Source organism: Parabacteroides sp. AM08-6, from assembly GCF_003473295.1.
GTDB lineage: Bacteria > Bacteroidota > Bacteroidia > Bacteroidales > Tannerellaceae > Parabacteroides.
Genome location: NZ_QRMP01000004.1, coordinates 16,567 through 41,284 on the forward strand (window position 1 = coordinate 16,567; position 24,718 = coordinate 41,284).

The following is a 24,718-nucleotide window of genomic DNA, read 5'->3' on the forward strand; positions in this document are numbered from 1 at the left end:
AAAAGTATTCTTATGAATAACAGATTAATCAGTATTTGCTTCTTATTGGTGCTTCTTCCCTTCCTATTACAAGCGGAAAGCAAGCATACCGTGTACAATCTCTTATGCGAACAGGAAGAAAACCCATTGGGTATTGAAACAAAAGAACCCCGTTTCAGCTGGCAAATCCAAGCGCAAACGCGAAACTTCGAACAATCAGCTTGGCAAATTCTGGTGGCCGACTCACCGGAAAAACTGCAGGCAGAGAACGGAAATATATGGGATAGTGGAAAAAATCTTTCTTCCACTTCCATCCTTGTCCCTTTCAAAGGTAAAGAATTGAAAGCTGGACAAGTCTATTACTGGAAAGTTAAAACTTGGGATAAAGAGGGAAATCCTTCTCCCTGGAGCATGATTAACCGGTTCGGTATGGGGCTTCTCTCGGAAAAAGATTGGAATAATGCTAAGTGGATTGCACTGGAAAAGGATAAGAAAGACGAAATTATAACGACCGGATTACACGGCCTGGCAAACGTAGACCGGGAATTAAAAGGCAAAAAAATTGGTCTGTATCATATGCCTCAATTCCGGAAAGAATTTACGGTTCAAAAACCGATAAAGCGGGCTATAGCTTATGTTTCCGGCCTTGGACATTTCGATATGTTCCTGAACGGAGATAAAATTGGCAATCATTTTCTTGATCCTGGATGGACGAAATACGATAAATGCGCCCTGTATATATCCTTCGATATTTCCGACCAATTGAAACAGGGACAGAACGTCATAGGGGTTATGCTGGGAAACGGTTTTTTCAATATCCCGCGCGAACGATATTTCAAACTCCTCGCCTCTTACGGTGCTCCCCGTCTGCTTATGAAACTACAAATTGACTATACGGACGGCAGTACGCAAAATATAGTAACCGATACGGACTGGAAAGCAACCGAAAGTCCGGTTACTTACAGCAGTATCTACGGAGGTGAAGACTACGATGCCAACAAAGAACAGGATGGTTGGATGGAACCCGGATTCGATACTCGTTCCTGGAATAAAGCCCTAAATACCGGTTGGAAGACACGACTCATCTCCCAACGTTCCGCACCATTGATTGTACGCGACCCTATTCCGACTGTCCGTCTTTTTAAGACTCGTCAAGGACAATGGGTGTATGATTTGGGACAAAACTTCTCAGGTATCGTACGCCTCTCCCTGAACGCTAAGGATAAACAGCCTGTCAAACTTTATCCGGCCGAATTATTGAACCCGGACAGTACAGTGAACCAGAGCGCATCCGGTGCTCCTTATTGGTTCAGTTACACTCCGAAAGGTAAAGGAACAGAAAGCTGGCAACCACAATTTACTTATTACGGTTTCCGTTACGTACAAGTGGAAGGAGCTGTTCCTGCCGGACAACCCAATCCGGACGGATTACCAGAAATTACAGAAATCACAGGCCTCCACACCTGCAATTCAGCAGAAAACGTAGGACGTTTTCATTGCTCAAAACCACTATTCAATCAAACGTATGAATTAATAGATTGGGCTATTCGCAGCAATATGGCAAGCGTCCTGACCGATTGTCCGCACCGCGAAAAGTTAGGCTGGTTGGAGCAGACGCATCTCATGCAATATTCCGTGCAATACCGCTACAATCTGGCCCGTATGTATGAAAAGATATTCAATGATATTCGTTCTACACAAGCTGCAAATGGCATGGTTCCGGCCATTGCCCCGGAACTGGTCGAATTTGAAGGTGGTTTCAAAGATACACCGGAATGGGGAAGCACCTTTATCATCAGTCCTTGGTATATTTACCAATGGTATGGCGATACCCGTCTGATTGAAACTTATTATCCTGATATGCAGCGTTATATCGACTACTTATCTTCAAAAGCCAACAACCATATTATAGCTTACGGATTGGGAGACTGGTTCGATATCGGTCCGAATAGTCCGGGAGAGGCGCAATTGACTTCAAATGGTGTGACAGCCACTGCCATTTATTACTATGATGTTACGCTAATGGAAAAAATGGCGAATCTTTTAGGCAAACAGGAGGATGCCCGTAAATACGGCGAACTGGCCACAAAGATAAAAGAGGCTTTCAATCAAACTTTCTGGGAGCCGTCTACCCAAAAATATGAACGAAACAGCCAGGCGGCAAATGCTGTAGCCCTTTATATGGGACTGACAACTCCGGAAAATAAACAAAAAGTATTCGACAACTTGGTTGCCGACATTCGCGGACGAAACAATGCACTTACAGCAGGCGACGTTGGCTATCGTTACGTATTGCGTGCACTCGAAGCAGGGGGCGCCTCAGATGTTATTTATGATATGAACTGCAAATATGATACTCCGGGATACGGTTGGCAGTTGGCACATGGAGCAACCGCTCTTACCGAATCCTGGCAAGCATACGGCTTTATATCCAACAATCATTTTATGTTGGGTCATCTGATGGAATGGTTGTTCAGCGGACTGGGGGGTATCCGCCAACAGGATGATTCGTTCGGATTTAAACACATTGTCATCAAACCTGAACCGGTAGGTGATGTCCGTGAAGCAGAAGCCTCTTATCAATCGCCGTACGGATTAATTGTCTCCGACTGGAAAGACAACGAAAAAGAGTTCATCGTCCGGGTGGAAGTACCGGCAAACAGCCGAGCATCCGTATATTTACCAGCTAAAAATACAGAACAGATAACAGAAAGCGGCATACCATTGAAAGATGTTTCCGGAATAAGCTATAAGAAAGAAACTGACAAATACACCGTTGCCACTATCGGTTCCGGCACTTATCTTTTCAAAGTCTCAAAAGAATAATAATTATATCTTTCCACGAAAAAGGACTGCGTTATAGAGTAAAAGCACAGTCCTTTTTATATTTCATCCCAAGCAAATTTATATTCAAGTCAGCCGAAAAGTATAAAAGACAAGACTTTATTTTCCTGTAATGATACGCCTTATTTCACTTAACTTGTTCAATGCTTCCAAAGGGGTCAAATTATTCACATCCAAATTCTTTATTTCATCGCGAACTTGGCTGAGGATAGGGTCGTCCAACTGGAAGAAGCTCAACTGATATCCATCCGCCGATGAAGCAATGTCTTTGACAGGTTTACTTTTGATACCTTTCGTTTCTTTAGTGCTGATACCCTCTTGGCGATTTTCCGTTTCCAGTTGTTTCAATATTTCGTTGGAACGTTTCACAATACTTTTCGGCATACCCGCCATCTTGGCTACATGGATACCAAAACTATGTTCGCTGCCGCCCGGAACCAACTTACGCAAGAATATGACTTTATTGTTTACCTCTTTGACAGACACATTATAGTTTTTAATACGCTTGAAAGAAGCTTCCATTTCATTCAATTCGTGGTAATGCGTGGCAAAAAGCGTTTTAGCACGAGCATTAGGATGTTCGTGAATATATTCCACAATTGCCCAGGCTATAGAGATACCGTCGTATGTGCTGGTTCCGCGGCCCAACTCGTCGAAAAGGACAAGGCTGCGGGAAGACATGTTATTAAGGATATCCGAAGCCTCATTCATTTCCACCATAAAGGTAGACTCGCCCAACGATATATTATCCGAAGCTCCCACACGCGTGAATATTTTATCTACAATTCCGATATGGGCACATTCGGCCGGGACAAAACAACCTATCTGCGACATCAAGGTAATCAGCGCCGTCTGACGGAGCAGAGCAGACTTTCCTGCCATATTCGGCCCGGTAATGATAATAATCTGCTGCTTTTCATCATCCAGATAGACATCGTTGGCGATGTAAGGTTCGCCAGGAGGCAACTGCTTTTCGATTACCGGATGGCGGCCGGCTTTAATATCGATTACCTGCGAGTCATTTACATCCGGACGTATATAGCGGTTGCTTTCAGCTACTTTGGCAAACGAAAGCAGGCAATCTAGACGTCCAATCAGGTTGGCATTTATCTGGATAGGCGGTATGTACTCGGAAAGACAAAGCACCAGTTCATTGAAAAGACGGGATTCCAACGAAAGTATTTTCTCCTCCGCACCCAATATCTTTTCTTCGTATTCTTTCAATTCTTCAGTGATATAACGTTCGGCATTGACCAAAGTCTGCTTGCGTATCCATTCGGCAGGAACTTTGTCTTTATAAGCGTTACGCACTTCAATATAATATCCGAAAACATTATTGAAACCTATTTTAAGGCTTGATATTCCTGTCAATTCTATTTCGCGTTGCTGTACTTTCAGCAGATAATCTTTGCCGGAATAAGCGACTGCACGCAAATCATCCAATTCTGCATTTACTCCTTGCGCAATAACACCGCCACGGTTCAATAGCGAAGGAGGGTCGTTATTGATTTCTTTTTCTATCCGGTCGCGTATCAGGCTGCAAGCATTCAGTTGTTCGCCTATACGGCAGAGGCTCGGCTCGTCGCTTGCCGTACAAGCCTCTTTGATGGGTTCAATGGCTCGAAGAGCTACTTTCAGCTGTACTACTTCCCGTGGTGACACACGGCCAACGGCTACTTTGGAGATAATACGTTCCAAGTCGCCAATCTGTTCCAGCTTCTCTTCCAATAATTCTTTTATTTCTGGATGGCGAAAGAAATATTCCACTACATCCTGCCGTTCGTGAATAGGCTTGACATCCTTAAGAGGAAAAAGTATCCAACGACGCAGCATACGTGAACCCATCGGCGAAACAGTCTTATCGAGTACGTCCAGCAAACTGCTCCCTTCTTCATTCATCGTACTGACCAGTTCCAAGCTGCGTACCGTAAATTTATCCAAACGGACATAACGGTCTTCCTCAATCCGGGAAAGAGCGGTGATATGAGATATATGCGTATGTTGTGTCTGATCCAGATAATAGAGGATGGCACCGGAAGCAACGATACCCAATTTCAGGTGTTGCACACCGAAACCTTTCAGGTTTTTTGTTTCAAAATGTTTCAGTAGGCGGTCGTTGGCCGCTTCCGATGTAAATATCCAGTCATCCAGTTCAAAGACAAAAAAACGGGGTCCGAAAACCTCTTCAAAACGTTTACGACTTCCCCGCTCAACCAACACCTCTTTCGGAGAGAAATTATTCAGCAGTTTATCCACATAATCCGTTGTTCCTTCAGCCGTCAGAAATTCACCGGTGGAGATGTCCAAAAAAGCAATACCGCAAACATCTTTACCGAAATGAATAGCTGCAAGAAAATTGTTCTCTTTATGATTCAGGATATTATCGTTGATAGAAACACCGGGAGTTACCAATTCGGTAATACCTCGCTTCACCAATTTTTTCGTTAATTTCGGGTCTTCCAACTGGTCACAGATAGCCACACGCTTACCGGCACGTACCAATTTGGGCAGATAACTGTCGAGGGCATGATGCGGGAAACCGGCCATTTCGACTGTCTGTCCCGGTCCATTGGCTTTTTTTGTTTGTACAATTCCGAGTATTTCAGCTCCGATTACAGCATCTTCACCATACATTTCGTAAAAGTCGCCCACACGGAATAGCAGGATTGCGTCGGGATGTTTCGCCTTTATATCGAAATATTGCTTCATTAAGGGAGTTTCCACTATCTTCGCCACGGTAATAATATTTTTATCTGTTGAACTCTACAAAGGTACAAAAAGAGTTCGTATCTGATTTCATCTTTTATCCATATCAAAAAACAACCAGTCTATATTAAAAAGTTTATGGATAGCCTTTCTATTGACAAATGTACCTTGGGTGCCGCCTATTTCAACCGTTTCCAATAATTTCGACAGACGTTCGTACTCTCTGTCCAGCATCTCTTTCCCTTTTGGCTCGACCGGTATATTGGTAAACTCTCCTTGATAATAATTTCCTTCAAAAAAGTTGTTTGTAGACTTAGTGAAGTTAAATGTACTAACCTCTGGTGCATTAAAAATATTCCTGGTAACGAACGTACTGTCGGGATACCCGCCCCACGAATCAAAAGTCATCATACTGCGGTCCGCCTCTTTTGTTGATTTCCAACCGGCCATAATAATATTATTACGGATAGTCGTACGTTTCACCGGACCAGCCAAATGAATAATCGGAGAGAACATGCCGACACGCGTAGGCCGTTTACGGAGTCCGTCGTTGACACTGATGTTATAATGAACAACCGTTCCTATATTACCTACATTAAAAGAAGCGGGAGAATCTCCCGAATTACAAATCAAAACCATTCCTCCGTCATTATCATGGCTATAGTTATACTGGATAAGAGTATTACAACAATTCCAATCCGAATCAAAACCTTGCGCATCCCAAGGAGCCTTATGGCCGCTTACCTCGTTAAACTGAATAACCGTATTGTCGCAGCTCCACGGCCAAATGCCGGCAGCAGCTTCCGAGTCGGGAAGAATATCCGGACAATTACGCATGATATTATATTCAATCAGTGTACTATCACACCCTATCGGAACGATGCCGTCTCCCGGTACTTCTTCTATCAGATTTCTGCGAACCACCGTATGTTTGCTGGGATGCCAGTTTTCCCGGCTACTATAAGCAGCCCAAATTATGCCATTACGCGAACAGCGCCGGATACAGCAATTCTGAATAGTCAAACTATCAAATACGGAAATAACATCTTTTCCTCCATTCACAATCAAGATACCACTGCCACCTCCTTTTTCTTTTACCAGCGAACCGTTTACATCACGCACGTCTACACTGTCCACTACTATATTCCTAGAAACGCCGTAATCCTTACATTCTATTTTTAAACCGGTACGGAAAGGTTTACGCTCTTTTCCGGTATTCACGATTTCTATGTTTTGAAGCGTTAAATAGTCCGAATTGAAAATATGCACGGCATAAAGAGAGGTGTCATTCCCTACAATACAAGGTTTGCTACCTTCTCCGTAAGCCTCAACGTAAATCCGGTTATCTGATGTTCCTTGTCCTGATATTTCCAGTTCACCGGTGAAAACAGTTCCTCTTTTCAGCAATATTTTATCTCCCGGTTCCAACTGAAGTCCCCGGACTTTTTCCAAACTTTTCCAAGCTTTAGCTTTCGAAAGTCCACTCCGGTTATCGTTCCCGTTTACTGCATCCAAATAATAACTCTTGTTTTTACTGTTTGAGCAGCCTGTACATATGACCAATGCAAGGCAAAAAGAAAACAAGTAAAGAATATTTTTCATGGTACACATTTATATTTTGTGTTCAAAGATAACTATTCTTTATAAAAAACATAACTTTGTAAACGTTTAAACAAAAGCATCATACCATGAAACAATCTATTTTAGTCACAACAAGTATCTTATTTGCAGTTCCATTCGTTCACGCAGAAAAAATTAAAGAGAAAAAACCGAATATAGTCTTTATTCTTGCCGATGATTTGGGATATGGCGACCTCAGCTGTTATGGCCAGGAAAAGTTTGAGACACCCAACATAGACAAGCTGGCACAGAATGGAATGCGTTTTACACAATGCTATTCGGGGACTACCGTCAGTGCCCCTTCCCGCTCCTGCTTGTTGACAGGTACTCACAGCGGACATACACCTGTCCGCGGAAACCGGGAACTGAAACCGGAAGGACAATTCCCATTGCCGGCTGATGCCCGCTCTATCTTTCAGGTAATGAAAGACGCAGGCTATAAAACTTCTGCTTTCGGTAAATGGGGATTAGGTTATATCGGAAGTACAGGCGACCCGAAAAACCAAGGTTGCGACACTTTCTACGGATATAATTGCCAATTACTGGCACATAGTTATTATCCCGACCATCTCTGGGATAACGACAAACGTGTGGAACTGACCGATAACAACCTGAACGTACAATATGGAAAAGGAACCTATTCGCAAGACCTTATTCATGGAAAAGCTTTGGAATACCTGGATAATATAAATCCGGACGAACCATTCTTCATGTGGTATCCTACTATCATCCCACATGCCGAACTGATTGTACCGGAAGACAGTATCATTAAAAAGTTTCGCGGCTTATATCCTGAAAAACCTTATAAAGGAACCGAACCGGGCAATCCGGCTTTCCGTAAAGGAGGCTATTGTTCGCAATTTTACCCACATGCTACTTTTGCCGCAATGATTTACCGGCTGGATGTATATGTCGGACAAATTGTTCAGAAACTGAAAGACAAAGGTTTGTATGACAATACCATCATAATTTTTTCCAGTGATAATGGTCCGCACAAGGAAGGAGGAGCTGACCCTGACTTCTTTAACAGTAATGGCATTTACCGTGGTTATAAACGCGATTTGTACGAAGGTGGCATTCGCGTACCAATGATTATCTCTTGGCCGGGACATGTTCAGCCGGGCACGGAAACCGATTTCATGTGTTCTTTCTGGGATGTATTGCCTACATTCGAAGAAATCATTCATCCGAAAGCCAAACAAAAAGAGATGGACGGTGTCAGCATGCTTTCGCTGCTGGAAAATCGTAAAGGACAGAAAGAACATGAGTTCCTTTATTTCGAATTTCAGGAAATGAACGGTCGTCAGGCTGTACGAAAAGGCCCATGGAAATTGGTTCACATGAACATTCGCGGTGACAAGCCTTACTACGAACTATACAATCTGGCATCCGACCCGTCGGAAAATCATAATATTCTGGACCAATATCCGGACAAAGTAGCTGAACTGAAAGATATTATGGTTCGCGAACATAGACCGGACCCCAATTGGCCGCTATTAAGAAATGAATAAGAGGTAAATGTTTCCGGTAATCCATTGGATTTCGATTTGGCGGAACTCGCCAATAAGAATAAAGAAAGGGAAAATAGGCACAGAAACAGAATTGGATATATAAAAGACTAAATCGTTATGACAAAATTCACTAACTTTGTGGCTTTAAATAGAAAACGATAAAAATAAACGATAAACAATCATGGAGTACAATTTCAGAGAAATTGAGAAGAAGTGGCACGAATACTGGATTGCCAACAAGGTTTATAAAGTTGAAAAGAATGAAGACAAACCCAAATATTATGTCTTGGACATGTTTCCCTATCCTTCGGGAGCAGGACTACATGTAGGCCACCCGCTCGGTTATATTGCTTCTGATATTTATTCCCGTTACAAACGTTTACAGGGCTTCAACGTATTGCATCCCATGGGATACGATGCGTATGGTTTGCCTGCCGAACAATATGCCATCCAAACCGGTCAACACCCTGAAGTAACGACAAAGAAAAACATTGCCCGTTATCGGGAACAGATGGATAAAATAGGTTTCAGTTATGATTGGAGCCGTGAAATCCGTACTTGCGACCCCGAATATTATAAATGGACACAATGGGCTTTCATCCAAATGTTCAACAGTTACTACTGCAACGATGAAAAGCAGGCACGTCCCATCAGCGAACTGGTTGCCGCCTTCGAACAGGTAGGAACAGAAGGACTGAACGTTGCCTGTGGCGAAGAATTGAGCTTTACTGCTGATGAATGGAAAGCCAAAAGTGAAAAAGAAAAACAAGAAATCCTGCTAAACTATCGTATTGCTTACCGGGGTGAAACAATGGTAAACTGGTGTGCCGCATTGGGTACAGTATTAGCCAACGATGAAGTAGTAAACGGTGTTTCCGAACGAGGCGGTTATCCGGTAGAACAAAAAATCATGCGCCAATGGTGTTTACGCGTATCCGCTTACGCACAACGTTTGTTGGACGGACTGGATACGATTGATTGGACCGATTCTCTGAAAGAAACGCAACGCAACTGGATTGGCCGCAGTGAAGGTGCTGAAATCCAGTTTAAAGTAAAAGACAGTGATTTGGAATTTACTATCTTCACCACTCGCGCCGATACAATGTTCGGAGTCACATTCATGGTGTTGGCTCCTGAAAGCGAATTGGTTGCACAAGTCACGACTCCCGGGCAAAAGCAGGAAGTAGACGCTTATCTGGACCGAACTAAAAAACGTACGGAACGTGAACGTATCGCCGACCGTTCCGTAACCGGTGTATTCAGTGGTTCTTATGCCATCAATCCATTTACAGGTGACGCGGTGCCCATCTGGATTAGCGATTATGTATTAGCCGGTTATGGAACAGGTGCTATCATGGCAGTTCCGGCACACGATAGTCGCGACTATGCTTTCGCCAAACACTTCAACTTGCCGATTGTCCCGCTGATTGAAGGATGCGACGTAAGTGAAGAAAGTTTTGATGCCAAAGAAGGTATCGTCTGCAATTCACCCAGACCGGATGTAACTCCCTATTGTGAATTGTCATTGAACGGCCTGACTGTAAAAGAAGCGATTGCCGCCACCAAGAAGTTCGTGGAAGAGCATAAACTGGGACGTGTAAAAGTAAACTTCCGTCTGCGCGACGCTATTTTCAGCCGTCAGCGTTATTGGGGCGAACCATTCCCGGTCTATTACGATGCAGACGGCATGCCTCAAATGTTGCCCGTGGATAAATTACCGTTAAAACTTCCGGAAGTAGATAAATTCCTGCCTACCGAAACAGGCGAACCTCCTCTGGGACACGCTGTGAAATGGGCTTGGGACAGTATAAAGCAAGAAGTAACGGAAGTATCCAAAATAGACAATAAAACAATCTTTCCGTTGGAACTTTGTACAATGCCTGGATTCGCCGGTTCATCCGCTTATTATCTGCGTTACATGGACCCGCATAACGAACAAGCTTTGGTTGCTAAAGATGTAGATGAATACTGGCGTAACGTAGACCTGTATATCGGTGGGACCGAACATGCTACCGGTCATTTAATATACAGCCGCTTCTGGAACAAGTTCTTATTCGACTTGGGCGTTGTCTGTGAAGAAGAACCGTTTAAAAAGTTGATTAACCAGGGAATGATACAGGGACGTTCCAACTTTGTTTACCGTATCAACGGAACAAACAAATTTGTTTCCTTGAACCTGAAAGATAAGTATGAAGTCACTCCTATTCACGTAGATGTAAACATCGTATCAAACGATATTCTGGACATCGAAGCCTTCAAAAACTGGCGCCCGGAATATAAGGATGCCGAATTCATATTGGAAGACGGCAAATACATCTGCGGATGGGCAGTCGAAAAGATGTCCAAATCCATGTTTAATGTGGTAAATCCGGATATGATTGTCGAAAAATACGGAGCCGACACACTTCGACTGTACGAAATGTTCTTAGGTCCGTTGGAACAATCCAAACCTTGGGATACAAACGGTATCGACGGTGTACACCGCTTCTTGAAAAAGCTTTGGGGACTTTTCTTCGGCAATACGGAAACCCTACAAACGACAGATGCTGAACCGACTGCCGACGAACTGAAATCATTACACAAACTGATAAAGAAAGTAACGTATGATATCGAACATTTCTCATACAATACTTCCATCAGTGCCTTCATGATTTGTGTAAACGAGCTGAGCAGCCTGAAATGTAATAAACGGGCTATTTTGGAACCATTAACAGTTTTGCTTGCTCCGTTCGCTCCGCATATTGCCGAAGAGTTATGGCACATTTGTGGTCACGACACAACTGTATGTGATGCTAAATGGCCTGAATGCATAGAAGAATACCTGAAAGAAAACCTGCTTACTTATGCTATTTCCTTCAACGGTAAAGCTCGTTTCAGTATACAATTACCGGCAGACATGCCCCGTGAGGAAATTGAAAAAGCAGCTCTTACTCATGAGTATTCCGCCAAGTGGATGGAAGGTAAAACACCTAAAAAGATTATCGTTGTTCCCGGAAAGATAGTAAACATCGTAATCTGATAATTATATGAAGCTTATAAACAACAAAGTCTACTTTGCCGTACAAGATTACCTGATGATTATATTAGGTACGCTCTTATACGGCTTTGGCTTCAACGCTTTCATTCTTTCGAATGAAATCATTACCGGTGGAGTCAGCGGTATTTGTGCTTTAATCTTCTTTGCCAGTAACGGAATAATACCTGTATCCGTATCCTATTTCGTGATAAATGTCGTTTTGCTCCTTGCCGCATTGAAAATTTTAGGGTTCAAATTTCTGATAAAGACTATATTCGGAGTATTTTCCCTTTCAGCTTCTTTGTCATTATTCGAATGGTTATTGAAAGGACATTCTATCCTGCACGACCAACCTTTTATGTCCATTATTATCGGAGCCTTCCTTTGTGGAGCCGGTTTGGGACTTGTATTTTCGGCAAATGGCAGCACGGGAGGAACAGATATTATCGGAGCTGTTGTAAATAAGTATAAAAATATATCCATCGGCCGGGCATTATTATTTTGCGATTTTTTCATCATCGGTTCTTCATTTTTCCTGTTCCATGACATTGAAAAGATTGTGTTCGGCTTTGTAGAAATGTTTATAAGCAATTATGTGCTCGATATGGTATTGAATGGTAACCGCCAATCGGTTCAGTTCTTTATCTTCTCCCAAAAGTATGACGAAATAGCTGAACGAATCATTCATGACCTGGACCGTGGATGTACCATTCTCGACGGTGTAGGCGGATATTCCCGGAAACCTGTCAAAGTAGTGGTATTATTAGCCAAGAAGTCTGAGTCCGTTTCCATCTTTCGTCTGGTAAAACAGATAGACCATCAGGCATTTATTTCACAAAGTATTGTCAGAGGTGTGTATGGAGAAGGATTTGACCAGATAAAGACATAAAACAATCATTTAAACAATTTAAAGCATTTCCATACGTTATATACATCGTATAGAAGTGCTTTTTTTATTTATACAAAACGAAAATGAAACTTGTATTTGCAACAAATAACCAGCATAAACTGGACGAAGTCCGGAAAATAACAACCGGATGTACCGAAATTGTGAGTCTTTCAGACATCAACTGCCATGACGATATTCCGGAAACAGCGGATACATTGGAAGGTAACGCCTTGCAAAAAGCCCGTTATATCAAAGAAAACTTTGGTTACGACTGTTTTTCAGACGATACGGGATTGGAAGTAGAAGCACTCGACAATGCCCCCGGTGTCTATTCGGCCCGTTATGCCGGTCCGGAACATGACTCCGAAGCTAACATGAACAAACTTCTCTACGAGATGGAAAGAAAAGAGAACAGGAAAGCCCGTTTTCGGACTGTTATCGCCCTCATTTTGGATGGAAAAGAATATCTTTTCGAAGGAATCATCAATGGAACCATCATCAAAGATAAACGGGGAGGAACCGGTTTCGGCTACGACCCCATTTTTGTTCCTGATACCCATACACAAACTTTCGCAGAAATGGGAAATGATATCAAGAACAATATCAGCCATCGTGCCTTAGCCGTCAATAAATTAGTTTCTTTCTTATCTAAAATAGCTGAATAAATAATGAAACGTATCGTTTACATCTTACTTTTTCTTTCTGTCGTATCCCAGTTGGTTTATTCACAGGCTATTGGAGAATGGGAAGCTCTTCTCTCCTATTATAATACCATACAAGTGGCCGAAACAAACAATTATGTTTTTGCCGTAGCCAGAGGAGCCAATCCAAAATCGAACACACTGGAGGAAGGAGGTTCGTTATTTAGCTACGGGAAAGAGGACAACAGTATCAAATTTTACTCCCGTCAAGATGGAATAAGCGACCAGAAAATAACACTGATAAGTTATAATCCGAACGTAAATACACTTCTTATCATATACGAAAACGGCAATATAGATTTATTTAATGAAAAAGGATTTTACAATATCCCTTATTTATTAAATTCATCTTCCATCAATATTAAAACAATTCATGATATTTTTTTCTATAACGAATATGCTTATTTGCCGGCCGAATTCGGCATCATGGTAATCAACATGAAGAAAAGAGAGATTACAGATACTTACAAATTGAACCAATCCGTCTCTTCCGTATGTATAAAAGACAACTATTTGTATGCTGTAACCAATAACAACACCATCTTGAAAGGTTCCCTGAACAGTAATCTGTTAGATATAAACAATTGGCAAAACCATCCTGTATCCTTTGTTAGTCCTGTTCAGCAAATAGCCTTGTTTCAAAATGTCCTTTGTTTCAAAATCAAGGACAGGGGAGTTTATTACCAGCGGAACGACGGAAATATTTATCCTGTCATAGAAGATAATACCATCCAAAAAATGAAACTTCAAAACGATAAACTTATTGCTTTTACTACCAATAAGGCTTATATATTCTCTTCATTAACGACAAAAGATGTAGTGAATACCGGAACAATCCAGGATATTTCGTCTTTGAAAGACAAAAATACTTTCTGGCTGGCTGCCGGTAACGAAAGTTTGAAAGGTATTAAAAAAAACGTATCTTCCAATCAGTATGAAACATTCTTCACCGATACTCTTACAGCAAACAGCGGACCTAAACGTAATTTATGTGCATTCATGACAACACATGCCGGGAAGTTGTACGTTGTCGGAGGCGACCGATGGGCGGACCGTTCCAATATTTACGGTACTTTTATGATTTATGATAACTCGAAATGGTTCAATTATGATGAAAATCTGGTAGCTAAACAAGCAGCAGCCAGTAAGTATATGGACGTAACTTCTGTTGCCGTCGACCCGAAAGATGCAAATCATTATTATACTTCGACATGGGGAGAAGGAATATTTGAGTTTAAAGACGGAGAATGTATTAAACTTTATAACAACAGAAACTCGGCATTGGAATCGACTACCGGTGACAATGTAAACTATGTCCGTGTAGAAGGTCTCTGTTTCGACAAATATAATAATTTATGGATGACCAATTCGGAAGTTTCAAACGGAGGTATTAAGGTACTAAAAGCTGATGGAACCTGGAAGTCTTTACAATATGCCCCCTTGAATAAAGTCAATCTTATCGACAAAATTCTTATTACTTCCAAAGGATACAAATGGATAAATGTTCTCCGCATATCACAAGGTAGAGAAATAGGAATCTTCGTTTTAAATGATAATAATACGATAGACGACACTTCCGATGATACGTATAATTATTATACCACCTTCGTTAATATAGCAGACAAAAAAAGCATTCCGAGCAACGGTTTCTACTGCATGGCGGAAGATAAATCAAACTCTATTTTTATCGGAACCGGCAACGGTCTGATTATTTGTCCCCCTTCCAGCAACAATCCACAGAATGAAGTAATCTATGCCAGCCGTGTCGTACGGATTGACGAGGACGGTATTCCTACTTACTTCCTCGATGGTGAGAAAATAACAGCCATTGCCGTCGATGGAGGAAACCGGAAATGGATAGGTACGGAAAGCTCCGGAGTTTTCCTGGTAAATGAAGATGCATCGGAAACAATCTATAACTTTACGACAGATAATTCCCCTCTTCTTTCCAACAATATCAAAAGTATAGCAATCGATAATATGAGTGGTAAAGTCTATTTCGGAACCGATAAGGGGATTATCTCCTACACGGGAGACGCTACGAAGGGAAGCGAAAGTTATTCGGACGTATATGCTTATCCTAATCCCGTACGACCAGAATACAGCGACCGGGTGACTATTGCCGGATTAATGGAAAACTCTAATGTAAAAATAACGGATTTAAACGGTAATATCATTTACCAAGGTAAATCAGCCGGTGGACAGTTGACATGGAACTGTCGTAACCGTTCCGGAAATCGTGTGGCGACAGGCGTTTATCTGGTATTTGCCGCTACACCCGACTCAAAGGAAAGTGTTGTTACAAAGATTATGGTGGTTAAATAAAAATACTTACATATTTTCGAAAAAAGCCGTACGTTTTTCCGGAAAGAAACGTACGGCTTTTTTTATAACCTTATCAACAGATAAACTACAACCCTAACTTTTCAGATATTTCCAACATCTTCTTTATAGGTTTGATAGCTTTCTTCTGTACTTCCTCGTCCACGAAAATCTCCGGAAGTTCAAACTTCAGACAATTGTATAACTTTTCTATTGTATTCAAACGCATGAAATTACATTCGTTACAAGCGCATGTGCTATCGTTGGGAGGAGCCGGGATAAATTCCTTATCCGGACTCTTTTTACGCATCTCGTGAATGACGCCACTCTCGGTCGCTACAATGAATTGTTTTTTATCGGACGTAATAGTGTGCTTCAAAAGGGCAGCAGTCGAACCTACGAAACCGGACACCTGTATAATAGGTTGTTTACATTCGGGATGGGTTATCACTTCGGCATCCGGATATTGCTTTTTCAAATTTAATATCTTTTCCAATGAAAATTGTTCATGTACATGGCAAGCACCATCCCAAAGAAGCATGTTACGTCCGGTAATGCTATTGATATAATTACCTAAATTGCGGTCGGGACCGAAAATTATCTTTGTATCTTCCGGAAAACTTTCCACAATCTGACGGGCATTGGTGGAAGTAACTACTACATCCGTCATCGCCTTTACTGCAGCAGTTGTATTCACATACGAAATAACTACATGGTCCGGGTGCTGTTTCACAAACTTGGCAAAGTCGCGGGCCGGACAACTATCGGCCAGAGAACAACCGGCATTCAAATCCGGAACCAGCACTTTTTTATCCGGACATAATATTTTGGCTGTTTCTCCCATGAAATGAACTCCACAAAGAATAATGATATCCGCTTTCGTCTTGGCAGCCCATTGAGCCAAAGCCAAGCTATCTCCTACATAATCAGCTATATCCTGTATATCTCCAGTCTGATAATAATGGGCAAGGATGACTGCGTTCTTTGCTTTGCGTAACATATCGACAGCTACTTTCAAATCTAGATCTTTTGGCACCGGAGCATCTATATATCCGATTGATTGGTTTCTTTGCATCGCTTTTCTCTCCTATTCAAATCTTTGTATTTACAGTATATCAACAAAGTTATCATCTGTTTTTATCATTGATACTCTTTGTTTTAGTCTATTTATCAACAAATGGTTGATAATTTGCAAAGGTAAAAACTTTATTCAATCATACATACGAAAAGAGCTTAAAACAATTACATTTGAATATGTGTACTCTATCTCCCCTAAAGGATACACTCTATTTTGAAGATATGTATCTCCTTTCGAAAAAATACTGCTTCCTCTTTCCTCTTCTTAGTTATCCACAGTTATATATTATATTCTTATTTATCTTTAATTTTAAATTTAAAATATGATGAATATGATATACTGTTGAAATAGTTAATACATTTCTGTTTCAATATTTGTCAGGTTAGTTATTAAGGTATGCCGACCTGTTATGAAAAGGATACTAACAACTATATTTACTCTTTATATGCTGTTTTTCTTTTACTTACGGACTTTCTTAGTATTTTGTTGATAACAGGGTGTGTGTAAAAGTTTATAGCAGTGGATAGCTGTTTATACGTGTATAACCCATGTTGATACGTCGTAGTAAATAAAATGTTACTTTTATTGCATAATAAAAAGAGGGGGGTGTATAGACGATAAATTGAATAAAGCAAGAACTTTTTTTCATTTTGTGTTCACTACTTATCAATAGTTTTTCAACTGTGTATTCACTTAATTCACTACTTTTGCATCCGAAGTAAAAAAAGCGATTATGCGTAAACTGAAGATAACAGAATTAAACCGCCTTACACCGGAGGCATTCAAAGATAGTAAAAAAATACCTCTTATTGTTGTACTCGACCACGTAAGGAGCTTAAACAATGTTGGTTCTGTGTTTCGTACCTCGGATGCTTTTCGGGTGAAAGCTATTTATTTGTGCGGAATAACTGCTTGTCCGCCTCATGCGGAAATACATAAGACTGCTTTGGGAGCTGAGGAAACAGTGGAATGGCATTACTTTCAGGATACATTGGAGGCTGTTGACAAACTAAAGAAAGATGGGTATGTTGTTTGTGCGGTGGAACAGGCGGAAGGTAGTACAATGCTGGATAAACTCTTGTTGGACAAGACGAAAAAGTATGCTGTCATTATGGGAAACGAAGTGAAAGGTGTTCAGCAGTGTGTTGTTGATAACTGTGATATGTGTATAGAAATACCACAGTATGGGACGAAGCATTCTTTGAATGTATCAGTTACGACCGGTATTATTATCTGGGATTTCTTTAAACAGTTGTCAGATTAGTCCGTGTTCTACCATTATGACGACACGTTCCGTTATGGCATCTTTTCCTTTCGGATCATACTCTGATTTCAGGCTGGCGCCGAACATACCGGCAAAGATATTCCAAAACCCGGCACGGAAAGTTCCCAGATAAGCTTTCAACAAGTTATAACTGGACTGGTTACATTCCCGGTCGATAAGCTTGATAAGCAATTTACCTTGCGAGAAGGTAAGTTTCTTTAGTTCAGGTTTGTATTCCTTGAATAAATCTTTTTCCATCTTTTTAAGATGTTGTTGCTTTGCTTTTTCGTTGGGAAGTGTTTCCATGTATTCGTAGGTTTCTATCAATGTTTGATAAACCATTTTGGCATAAGGCAATGTACGTTTGACATCACGAACAAGTTTATTGTAGTTGTTTTGTTCTTTTTTATCTTTAAAACGCATTTTCGGAAAAACGTACACTTCCGGGAGATGAACAATAGCTATTGTATCCTTTCCGTCTATATAAGCTCTGTGTAGACCTTCCGGAAGGGTATTGATTTTTAGTTTTTGTGCATTTATATTTGCCGCACAAAACATGAACAGGATCAATATTTTAAACCATTTGCTTCTATACATCGATACAAATGTAGTTGATTTAAGAATAGTGTATACAGCTTTTACAGAATTTGACTAATTGACTTTCCAACTTTACTTTTTTTTGTTGACAGAAGAATATCTTGCAAATAACTTGTTAATAAGTTGTCAACTCCATATAAATCATTACATTTGCAATTGTACAAATAACTAAAGCCGATAGACTATGAAATCTATACGTTATTCAGTAAATATACTGATTATATCGTTATTATCCATTCATATTCATGCTGTTGACAATTTGCGGATAGCTAATATCCGTAGTATTGGAATGGGAGGAAACGGGGTTACGCAATCCGGATTGGTAAATCCAGCACTACTCACTTCGAATAAACAGAAAACTATTCATTTAGATTACTTTAATCGTTACTCGATGAAAGAATTGGGGACGGTTCATGTAGGTTTTTATTATCCTAACAATTTATTATCTGCCGGTGTCGATATCTTTTCATTCGGATATGACGGATATAGGGAAAGTATGTTTCGTTTGTCTGTAGGGAAACAATTGAATGAAAAGTGGAGGATAGGAGTAAGTGTTCAATATGCTTGCTTGCAGACTCAATTGTTTGAAGAAGTGCCCGGACAATTATCGACTGATATCGGCGCTCTTTTTTCTCCCGTTGATAAATTGTTGATTGGATTGTTGATAATGAATTTTCCTTCTGTTTCTTTCGGATATGAAGATACAAAAATACAGGAACTTACAGGCTATTCCATACAAATAGGTTTTCAATGGGAAATAATAAACAACCTGTTGATAGCAGGAACAGCCGAAAGTAATAAAGAAACGACACTTACCGGAAATATAGGATTTGAATATACTCCTTTCGATAACTTTCATATTCGTGCAGGAATGCAACTTTCTCCCCTTTTGCCCTCTTTGGGTGTCGGATATGCTTTTTCCGGATTTACCATCGATGCGGCAACTGTCTACCATCCTGTATTAGGTGTTAGTACAGGACTTGGAATGAAATATACCTTTTAATTGTACCGGACTATGAAACGAATGTTTATAACCCTGTTGGTATTCCTGTTAATAAACAGTTATCAACTTAAAAGCCAGATAATCTCTTCTGTTGATAAATGGATGAACTATCTGGAAGAAATGGCTACCGAGACAGAAAATGAGGAACAGATAGAAACACTTTACGCTGACCTTTCCTACCTTTCCGAACATCCGTTCGATTTGAATACAGTGACAGAAGAACAGTTGAAAAAACTTCCTTTCCTTTCCGATTTGCAAATAGAGAAGTTGTTGGAATACCGGTTGCGTTATGGTAAAATGATTACTCTCTATGAACTTAAGAATGTTGAGGCCTTCGATTTCCAAACGATATCTTTGTTGATTTCTTTTGTTTATATTGACAATAAAATTGTTGATAAGCATCCGGTTAAAGTTAAGAATTTGTTGAAATATGGTTCTAATGAACTGCAAATCAGATATGATAGATGTTTTCAACAGAAGAAAGGATATTGTTCATATCCGGATAGTATTATGGAACAATATCCGAACAGAAAATATACAGGCGAACCGTTTTATCACTCTTTGCGGTATGGATATACTTTCGACGATAAGATACAGTTTGGAGTAGTAGCGGAAAAAGATGCGGGAGAACCTTTTTGGAACGAATATCATAAGGGCTATGATTATTACTCTGCCCATGTTTTTCTAAAGGGTATGAATAAGGTGTTGAAAAGTCTGGCAATAGGGGATTATAAAGTCTCTTTCGGACAGGGATTGGTGATAAGCCATGATTTTACTCCCGGCCGTAGCGCTTTGGTCGTGCAGGCTGAAAGACGAAGTAATGGTTTTCGGCGTCACTTTTCAACCAATGAGCATGATTTTCTTCGGGGAACTGCATTGACGATTTCGATAAAGAAATTCGATATAAATATGTTTTATTCCTATAGAAAATTGGATGCGGGTGTAGATAGCAACCGGATAAGTTCATTCAAAACGGATGGTTTGCATCGATTGATAAGGGACAGGGAAAAGATGCGTACGCTTGCCATGCAAGCGTATGGAGGAAATATCCGGTATGCGACTCCGGATATTTGCGTAGGAGTAACAGCTCTTTCCTATTCTTTCGGGAATAAAGAGGTACAGCCGGATTTGGAGCCTTACAATCTTTATTATTTCCGGGGTAAACGAAATGTGAATATAAGTATGGATTATCTGTTGAAAAACCGGTGGATTAAGTTTTACGGTGAAACGGCTTTATCGGCTAATGGAGCGGTTGCCACATTGAATGCTTTGCAACTTACGCCGGCTTCTTACTTTTCTTTTCTGTTGCTGCACCGGTATTACGACCGGAAGTATCAGGCTTTTTTCGGTAATGCTTTTGCACAGGGGTCTGCTGTTCAAAATGAACAAGGGCTATATATGGGACTGCAATGGGTGCCTGTGGCTCACTGGAAATTGTCAGCTTACGCGGATATGTTTCGTTTTCCTTGGTTGAAATATGGAATAGATGCGGCTTCAACAGGAAAAGAATATATGTTGCAGGCAGATTATAATTTGAGTAAGGATATTTCTTTATACCTGCGTTATAAGTATAAACAGAAAGATAAAAACCAAACAATTGAGAACGAAACTTCACTTTTTATACTCCCTTATGTACAGCAAAGGTTCAGGCTACAACTTTTGTATGCTGTTTCTCCTGTCATCTTATTGCGGACTTCAATGGATGGTATTTTATACAAGGAAACGCAAAAACAAAGTACCGGGTGGATGATAGCACAGAGTATGGGCTGGAAACCAGGCAGACTTCCTTTCCAGGCGGATTTGTATGCGGCTTTCTTTTTTACGGATGATTATCAAAGTCGGATAAGTTCGTATGAAAAGAATATCCTGTACGCCTTCAATATGCCTTCCTTCTACGGAAAAGGGTTTCGTTGTTCGTTTTCTTTCAAATGGGAGATATTGGAATATCTTTCTCTTTCTGCTAAATGGGCCTGTACTTATTATCCGGACAAGGAAGTGATAGGTACAAACCAGGAAGAGATAAACGGGCCTGTAAAAATGGATTTGTATGCTTTGTTGCGTTGGAAATTTTAATAGCTTTGCGATAATATTCGTTAGAATTGCATAATCCTGCCGGATTTGTCGAACTTGAAAAATAATTAAGATTATGTCTACAATCCTTTTTGATAAAATAGTTTTCGGACCCATACGCAGTCGTCGGTTAGGTGTTTCTTTAGGAATGAATTTGTTGCCTACGGATGGGAAGCTTTGCTCGTTCAATTGTATTTATTGCGAATGCGGGCTGAATGAAGAACGCCGTACTCACAGTAAACTGCCGACCCGGCAGGAAGTGAAAGAAGCGTTGATACAAAAACTTACCGCTATGCAAGCCGAAGGTGTCGCCCCTGATGTCATTACTTTTGCAGGTAACGGAGAACCGACCATGCATCCTGAATTCGGAGGTATTATTGACGATACGCTTGCTACCCGCGACCGGTTTTTCCCGAAAGCGAAAATAGCCGTTCTCTCCAATTCCACCATGCTTCACAAAGAAGATGTGTTCCAAGCATTGAATAAGATTGAAGATAATATCATGAAATTAGATTCTGTATCGGATGACCGTATCCGGCAGTTGAACGTTCCGAATGCTCCTTCTTTTACATTTGATAAGTTGTTGAAACAACTTTGCCGCTTTGACGGAAATGTAATCATACAAACCATGTTCCTGAAAGGCGAATTGAATGGTGAAAGTGTGGATAATACCACCGAACCGGAAATAGCCGGATGGTTGGAAGCCCTGAAAAAAATAAAACCGAAAAAAGTAATGATTTATACTGTCGACCGGGAAACACCTGTAAAAGCTCTTCGAAAGGTAACAAAGGAAGAATTGGAAATTATAGCCTGTCGCGCCCGGAAAGAAGGTTTTGAAGTTTCGGTTTCTGCTTGATAGTATCCTGAAATTGAACCTTTTATAGCATATTGGTAGGCTGAAATGAAATAATAAGGTATCTTTGTTGCAACTTAATCTATTTAATCTAAAATATATAATGAAAAAGATGATTTTTAGCCTCTGCTTGTTGCTTGCGAGCGGATTGTTGTATGCACGAAAAGCCAATGATGCTTTTCAGTTATTGCCTAAGCCCCAGTCGGTCGTGCTTCTTTCGGATAAAGGACTTGATTATCGTGAACTTTCTTATGTAATTGCGGATGGGGATACGGAATTTCCCGTCATGCCTTCTTTGATAGATGGACTTCCCCGTTATAAAAGGGCAGGGAAGGGGATTGTATTGAAATTGTCCGACCGGAATGTTCCGGATTCTCCTGAAGGATATGTTATGGAAATAACAGCTAAAGGGGTGCAGATAACGTCGCGCGACAAAGCCGGCCTGTTTTACGGTTGTCAGACTTTGGAGCAGTTGATGGAAGATAGCCGCGATTTTGCTCTGATGATACCTGGCATGCGAATTACTGATTTTCCTACTCTTTCTTATCGGGCGGTTCATCTGGATACCAAGCATCACCTTGACAGGATGGAATATTATTACCGGATGATAGACAAATTGGCCCGGTATAAAGTAAATGCCGTTATCTGGGAACTGGAAGATAAACTCCGTTTTACCCGCCGGCCGGAAATAGCTTCGCCGAATGCTATCAGCAAACAGGAAATGAAAGCCCTTTGCCGTTATGCCAAAGAACGGAATATCGATGTCAGTCCCCTTATCCAAGGTCTGGGACATGCCGGCTTCATATTGAAAAGGCATTGGGAACTACGGGAAAATCCGGCCAGCGACTGGGAATTTTGCCCTTCCGACCCACGTACATACGAATTACAATTTGATTTGTATCTGGATGCGCTCGAAGCCATGCCATACGGTAAATACTTGCATGTGGGCGGAGATGAAATCACAGCAATCGGTATAGACGACCGTTGTAAAGCGACCGGAAAAACTCCTTTCGAATTGCAAATGTATTGGTTGGAAAAAGTTTGCCGGTTTGCAGTGGAACATGACCGCCAGCCTATCTTCTGGGACGATATGCCGTTGAAGTATGCAGGAATTTGGACTCCTATGCTGAGTAATATCACTGAAGAGGAAGTAAATAAAACCATGAATATGGATAAACTCGATGCTGCCGTCGAACTTTTTCCGAAAGAGTGTATATATATGCGCTGGAATTATGGAGATTCAAATACGCCGGCTCACAGGCGTGTGTTGAAATGGTATAGTGATAAAGGATTGAAGGTGATGGGAGCAACAGCTGCATCTGCCGGTGATTCGCCTTTTATTCCCCGTGAAGATACAAAGGCCAAATATATTAAAGACTTCAGCCAATTGGTTGCCGACAATCATCTGGAAGGTATTCTGGCTACAGCTTGGGATGATGGTTCCCCGCATCTTGAAACAGTCTGGCGCGGTTATATCGCTCAGGGCGAATATGGATGGAACCCTTCGGGACGTGATGTGCCTGCCTTCAAAGCTGCCCATGCACAACGGGAGTTCGGTTTCCGTCCGGAAGAAAACCGGATGGTATTCTTGGATGAACTGGAAAAGGCTGTCTTCTTTTTTGATGGGGCACTCGTTACTTCCGGTCATCGGAATCCTGCATACGGGGTAACTGGTTTTAATTTAATCGATTTGCCGGACAAGGCTAATCCCGGCGTATGGAGTGATACCTATAAGGAAAAGATAGAAAAAGCCCGTCAGGAAGCCGAACGATACAAGAAGATAGCCGGAGGAATAGAAGAAGCCGAACAACATGCTTTACGCAATCGCTATACCTTGGAAGTTTATGAACAGACTAACAACTTACAGAATTTTCCTACCCGGATTATCTTGGCCCTGGCTGCTTATGACGCGGCAAAGGATGATGCCGCCCGTGATGAGGCAATAAAAGAAATAACTGCCGTATGCGATTATTTCCCGGTTATGCGTTCTAAGTTCGAAGCGGTTTATTCACAAACCCGTTTTATGGAAAATCCCGATGGCTACATTGCGGATTTGAACCACCATAACCATCTGTCTGCCCGTACGCAAAGCAGCGATTGGTGGTTTCTATACGAACAGCCAATGGTTGAAAAAGTGAAAGAGTGGCTGAATAAGTAAGCTGTAGGAAATCTTTGAACAGGTAGTAATGAATATTTCTTTTCTTTACTCCCTTTCTTCTGTTTGCTCCGTATAAAATTTACTTTCCACAATTATGGAAAGTAAAT

Annotated in this window: 15 protein-coding genes; 11 read left to right on the forward strand and 4 right to left on the reverse strand. The window is 41.1% G+C overall.

Annotated features, from left to right (window positions below):
* The first annotated feature begins 12 nt into the window (after positions 1-12).
* Positions 13-2,805 (forward strand): family 78 glycoside hydrolase catalytic domain, encoded by a 2,793-nt coding sequence (locus tag DW103_RS04820; RefSeq protein WP_122274538.1) that lies wholly within the window; start codon positions 13-15, stop codon positions 2,803-2,805.
* Positions 2,806-2,922: 117 nt separating this feature from the next.
* Here the strand turns inward: DW103_RS04820 and mutS are convergent, their stop codons facing one another.
* Positions 2,923-5,559: a DNA mismatch repair protein MutS gene (mutS, locus tag DW103_RS04825; RefSeq protein ID WP_122274539.1), complete on the reverse strand. Its 2,637-nt coding sequence runs from the start codon at positions 5,557-5,559 to the stop codon at positions 2,923-2,925.
* A 60-nt stretch (positions 5,560-5,619) separates the two neighbouring features.
* Positions 5,620-7,131: a right-handed parallel beta-helix repeat-containing protein gene (locus tag DW103_RS04830; protein WP_122274540.1), complete on the reverse strand. Its 1,512-nt coding sequence runs from the start codon at positions 7,129-7,131 to the stop codon at positions 5,620-5,622.
* Positions 7,132-7,217: 86 nt separating this feature from the next.
* Here DW103_RS04830 and DW103_RS04835 point away from each other — a divergent pair, with 86 nt between their 5' ends.
* From DW103_RS04835 to DW103_RS04855, 5 genes are all read left to right on the forward strand, one after another.
* A complete protein-coding gene (locus tag DW103_RS04835) occupies positions 7,218-8,660 on the forward strand; it encodes an arylsulfatase (protein ID WP_122274541.1) in 1,443 nt (480 codons plus the stop codon).
* 181 nt (positions 8,661-8,841) lie between these two features.
* Entirely contained in the window at positions 8,842-11,679 is a 2,838-nt protein-coding gene (gene leuS / locus DW103_RS04840) for a leucine--tRNA ligase (protein WP_122274542.1), read from the forward strand.
* Positions 11,680-11,686: 7 nt separating this feature from the next.
* The gene (locus DW103_RS04845; protein ID WP_122274543.1) at positions 11,687-12,565 is read left to right on the forward strand and encodes a YitT family protein; all 879 of its coding nucleotides are present in this window, start codon (positions 11,687-11,689) and stop codon (positions 12,563-12,565) included.
* Between the two features lie 83 nt (positions 12,566-12,648).
* Entirely contained in the window at positions 12,649-13,230 is a 582-nt protein-coding gene (locus DW103_RS04850) for a non-canonical purine NTP diphosphatase (RefSeq protein ID WP_122274544.1), read from the forward strand.
* Positions 13,231-13,233: 3 nt separating this feature from the next.
* On the forward strand, positions 13,234-15,591 hold the full coding sequence (locus DW103_RS04855; RefSeq protein WP_122274545.1) for a hypothetical protein: 2,358 nt from the start codon (positions 13,234-13,236) through the stop codon (positions 15,589-15,591).
* Positions 15,592-15,676: 85 nt separating this feature from the next.
* Here DW103_RS04855 and nadA read toward each other — a convergent pair whose 3' ends face one another.
* Positions 15,677-16,663, reverse strand: coding sequence for a quinolinate synthase NadA (nadA, locus tag DW103_RS04860; protein ID WP_122274546.1), 987 nt, complete (start codon positions 16,661-16,663; stop codon positions 15,677-15,679).
* Between the two features lie 736 nt (positions 16,664-17,399).
* Here nadA and DW103_RS04865 point away from each other — a divergent pair.
* Positions 17,400-17,930, forward strand: a complete 531-nt coding sequence (locus DW103_RS04865) for an RNA methyltransferase (protein ID WP_122274547.1) — start codon at positions 17,400-17,402, stop codon at positions 17,928-17,930.
* On the opposite strand, the gene DW103_RS04870 is transcribed toward DW103_RS04865, so the two are convergent.
* A complete protein-coding gene (locus tag DW103_RS04870; RefSeq protein WP_122274548.1) occupies positions 17,922-18,527 on the reverse strand; it encodes a DUF4294 domain-containing protein in 606 nt (201 codons plus the stop codon). The genes DW103_RS04865 and DW103_RS04870 overlap by 9 nt on opposite strands.
* 184 nt (positions 18,528-18,711) lie before the next feature.
* On the opposite strand from DW103_RS04870, the gene DW103_RS04875 reads away from it, so the two are divergent.
* The 4 genes from DW103_RS04875 (at position 18,712) to DW103_RS04890 (ending at position 24,611) form a co-directional block, all read left to right on the forward strand.
* Positions 18,712-19,530, forward strand: a complete 819-nt coding sequence (locus tag DW103_RS04875; protein WP_122274549.1) for a hypothetical protein — start codon at positions 18,712-18,714, stop codon at positions 19,528-19,530.
* Between the two features lie 12 nt (positions 19,531-19,542).
* Positions 19,543-21,603: a helix-hairpin-helix domain-containing protein gene (locus DW103_RS04880; RefSeq protein ID WP_122274550.1), complete on the forward strand. Its 2,061-nt coding sequence runs from the start codon at positions 19,543-19,545 to the stop codon at positions 21,601-21,603.
* Between the two features lie 73 nt (positions 21,604-21,676).
* Positions 21,677-22,456 carry a radical SAM protein gene (locus tag DW103_RS04885; RefSeq protein WP_122274551.1) on the forward strand — a complete coding sequence of 260 codons (780 nt, stop codon included), beginning with the start codon at positions 21,677-21,679 and terminating at the stop codon, positions 22,454-22,456.
* 100 nt (positions 22,457-22,556) lie between these two features.
* Positions 22,557-24,611, forward strand: a complete 2,055-nt coding sequence (locus tag DW103_RS04890) for a family 20 glycosylhydrolase (protein WP_122274552.1) — start codon at positions 22,557-22,559, stop codon at positions 24,609-24,611.
* Positions 24,612-24,718: the final 107 nt, after the last annotated feature.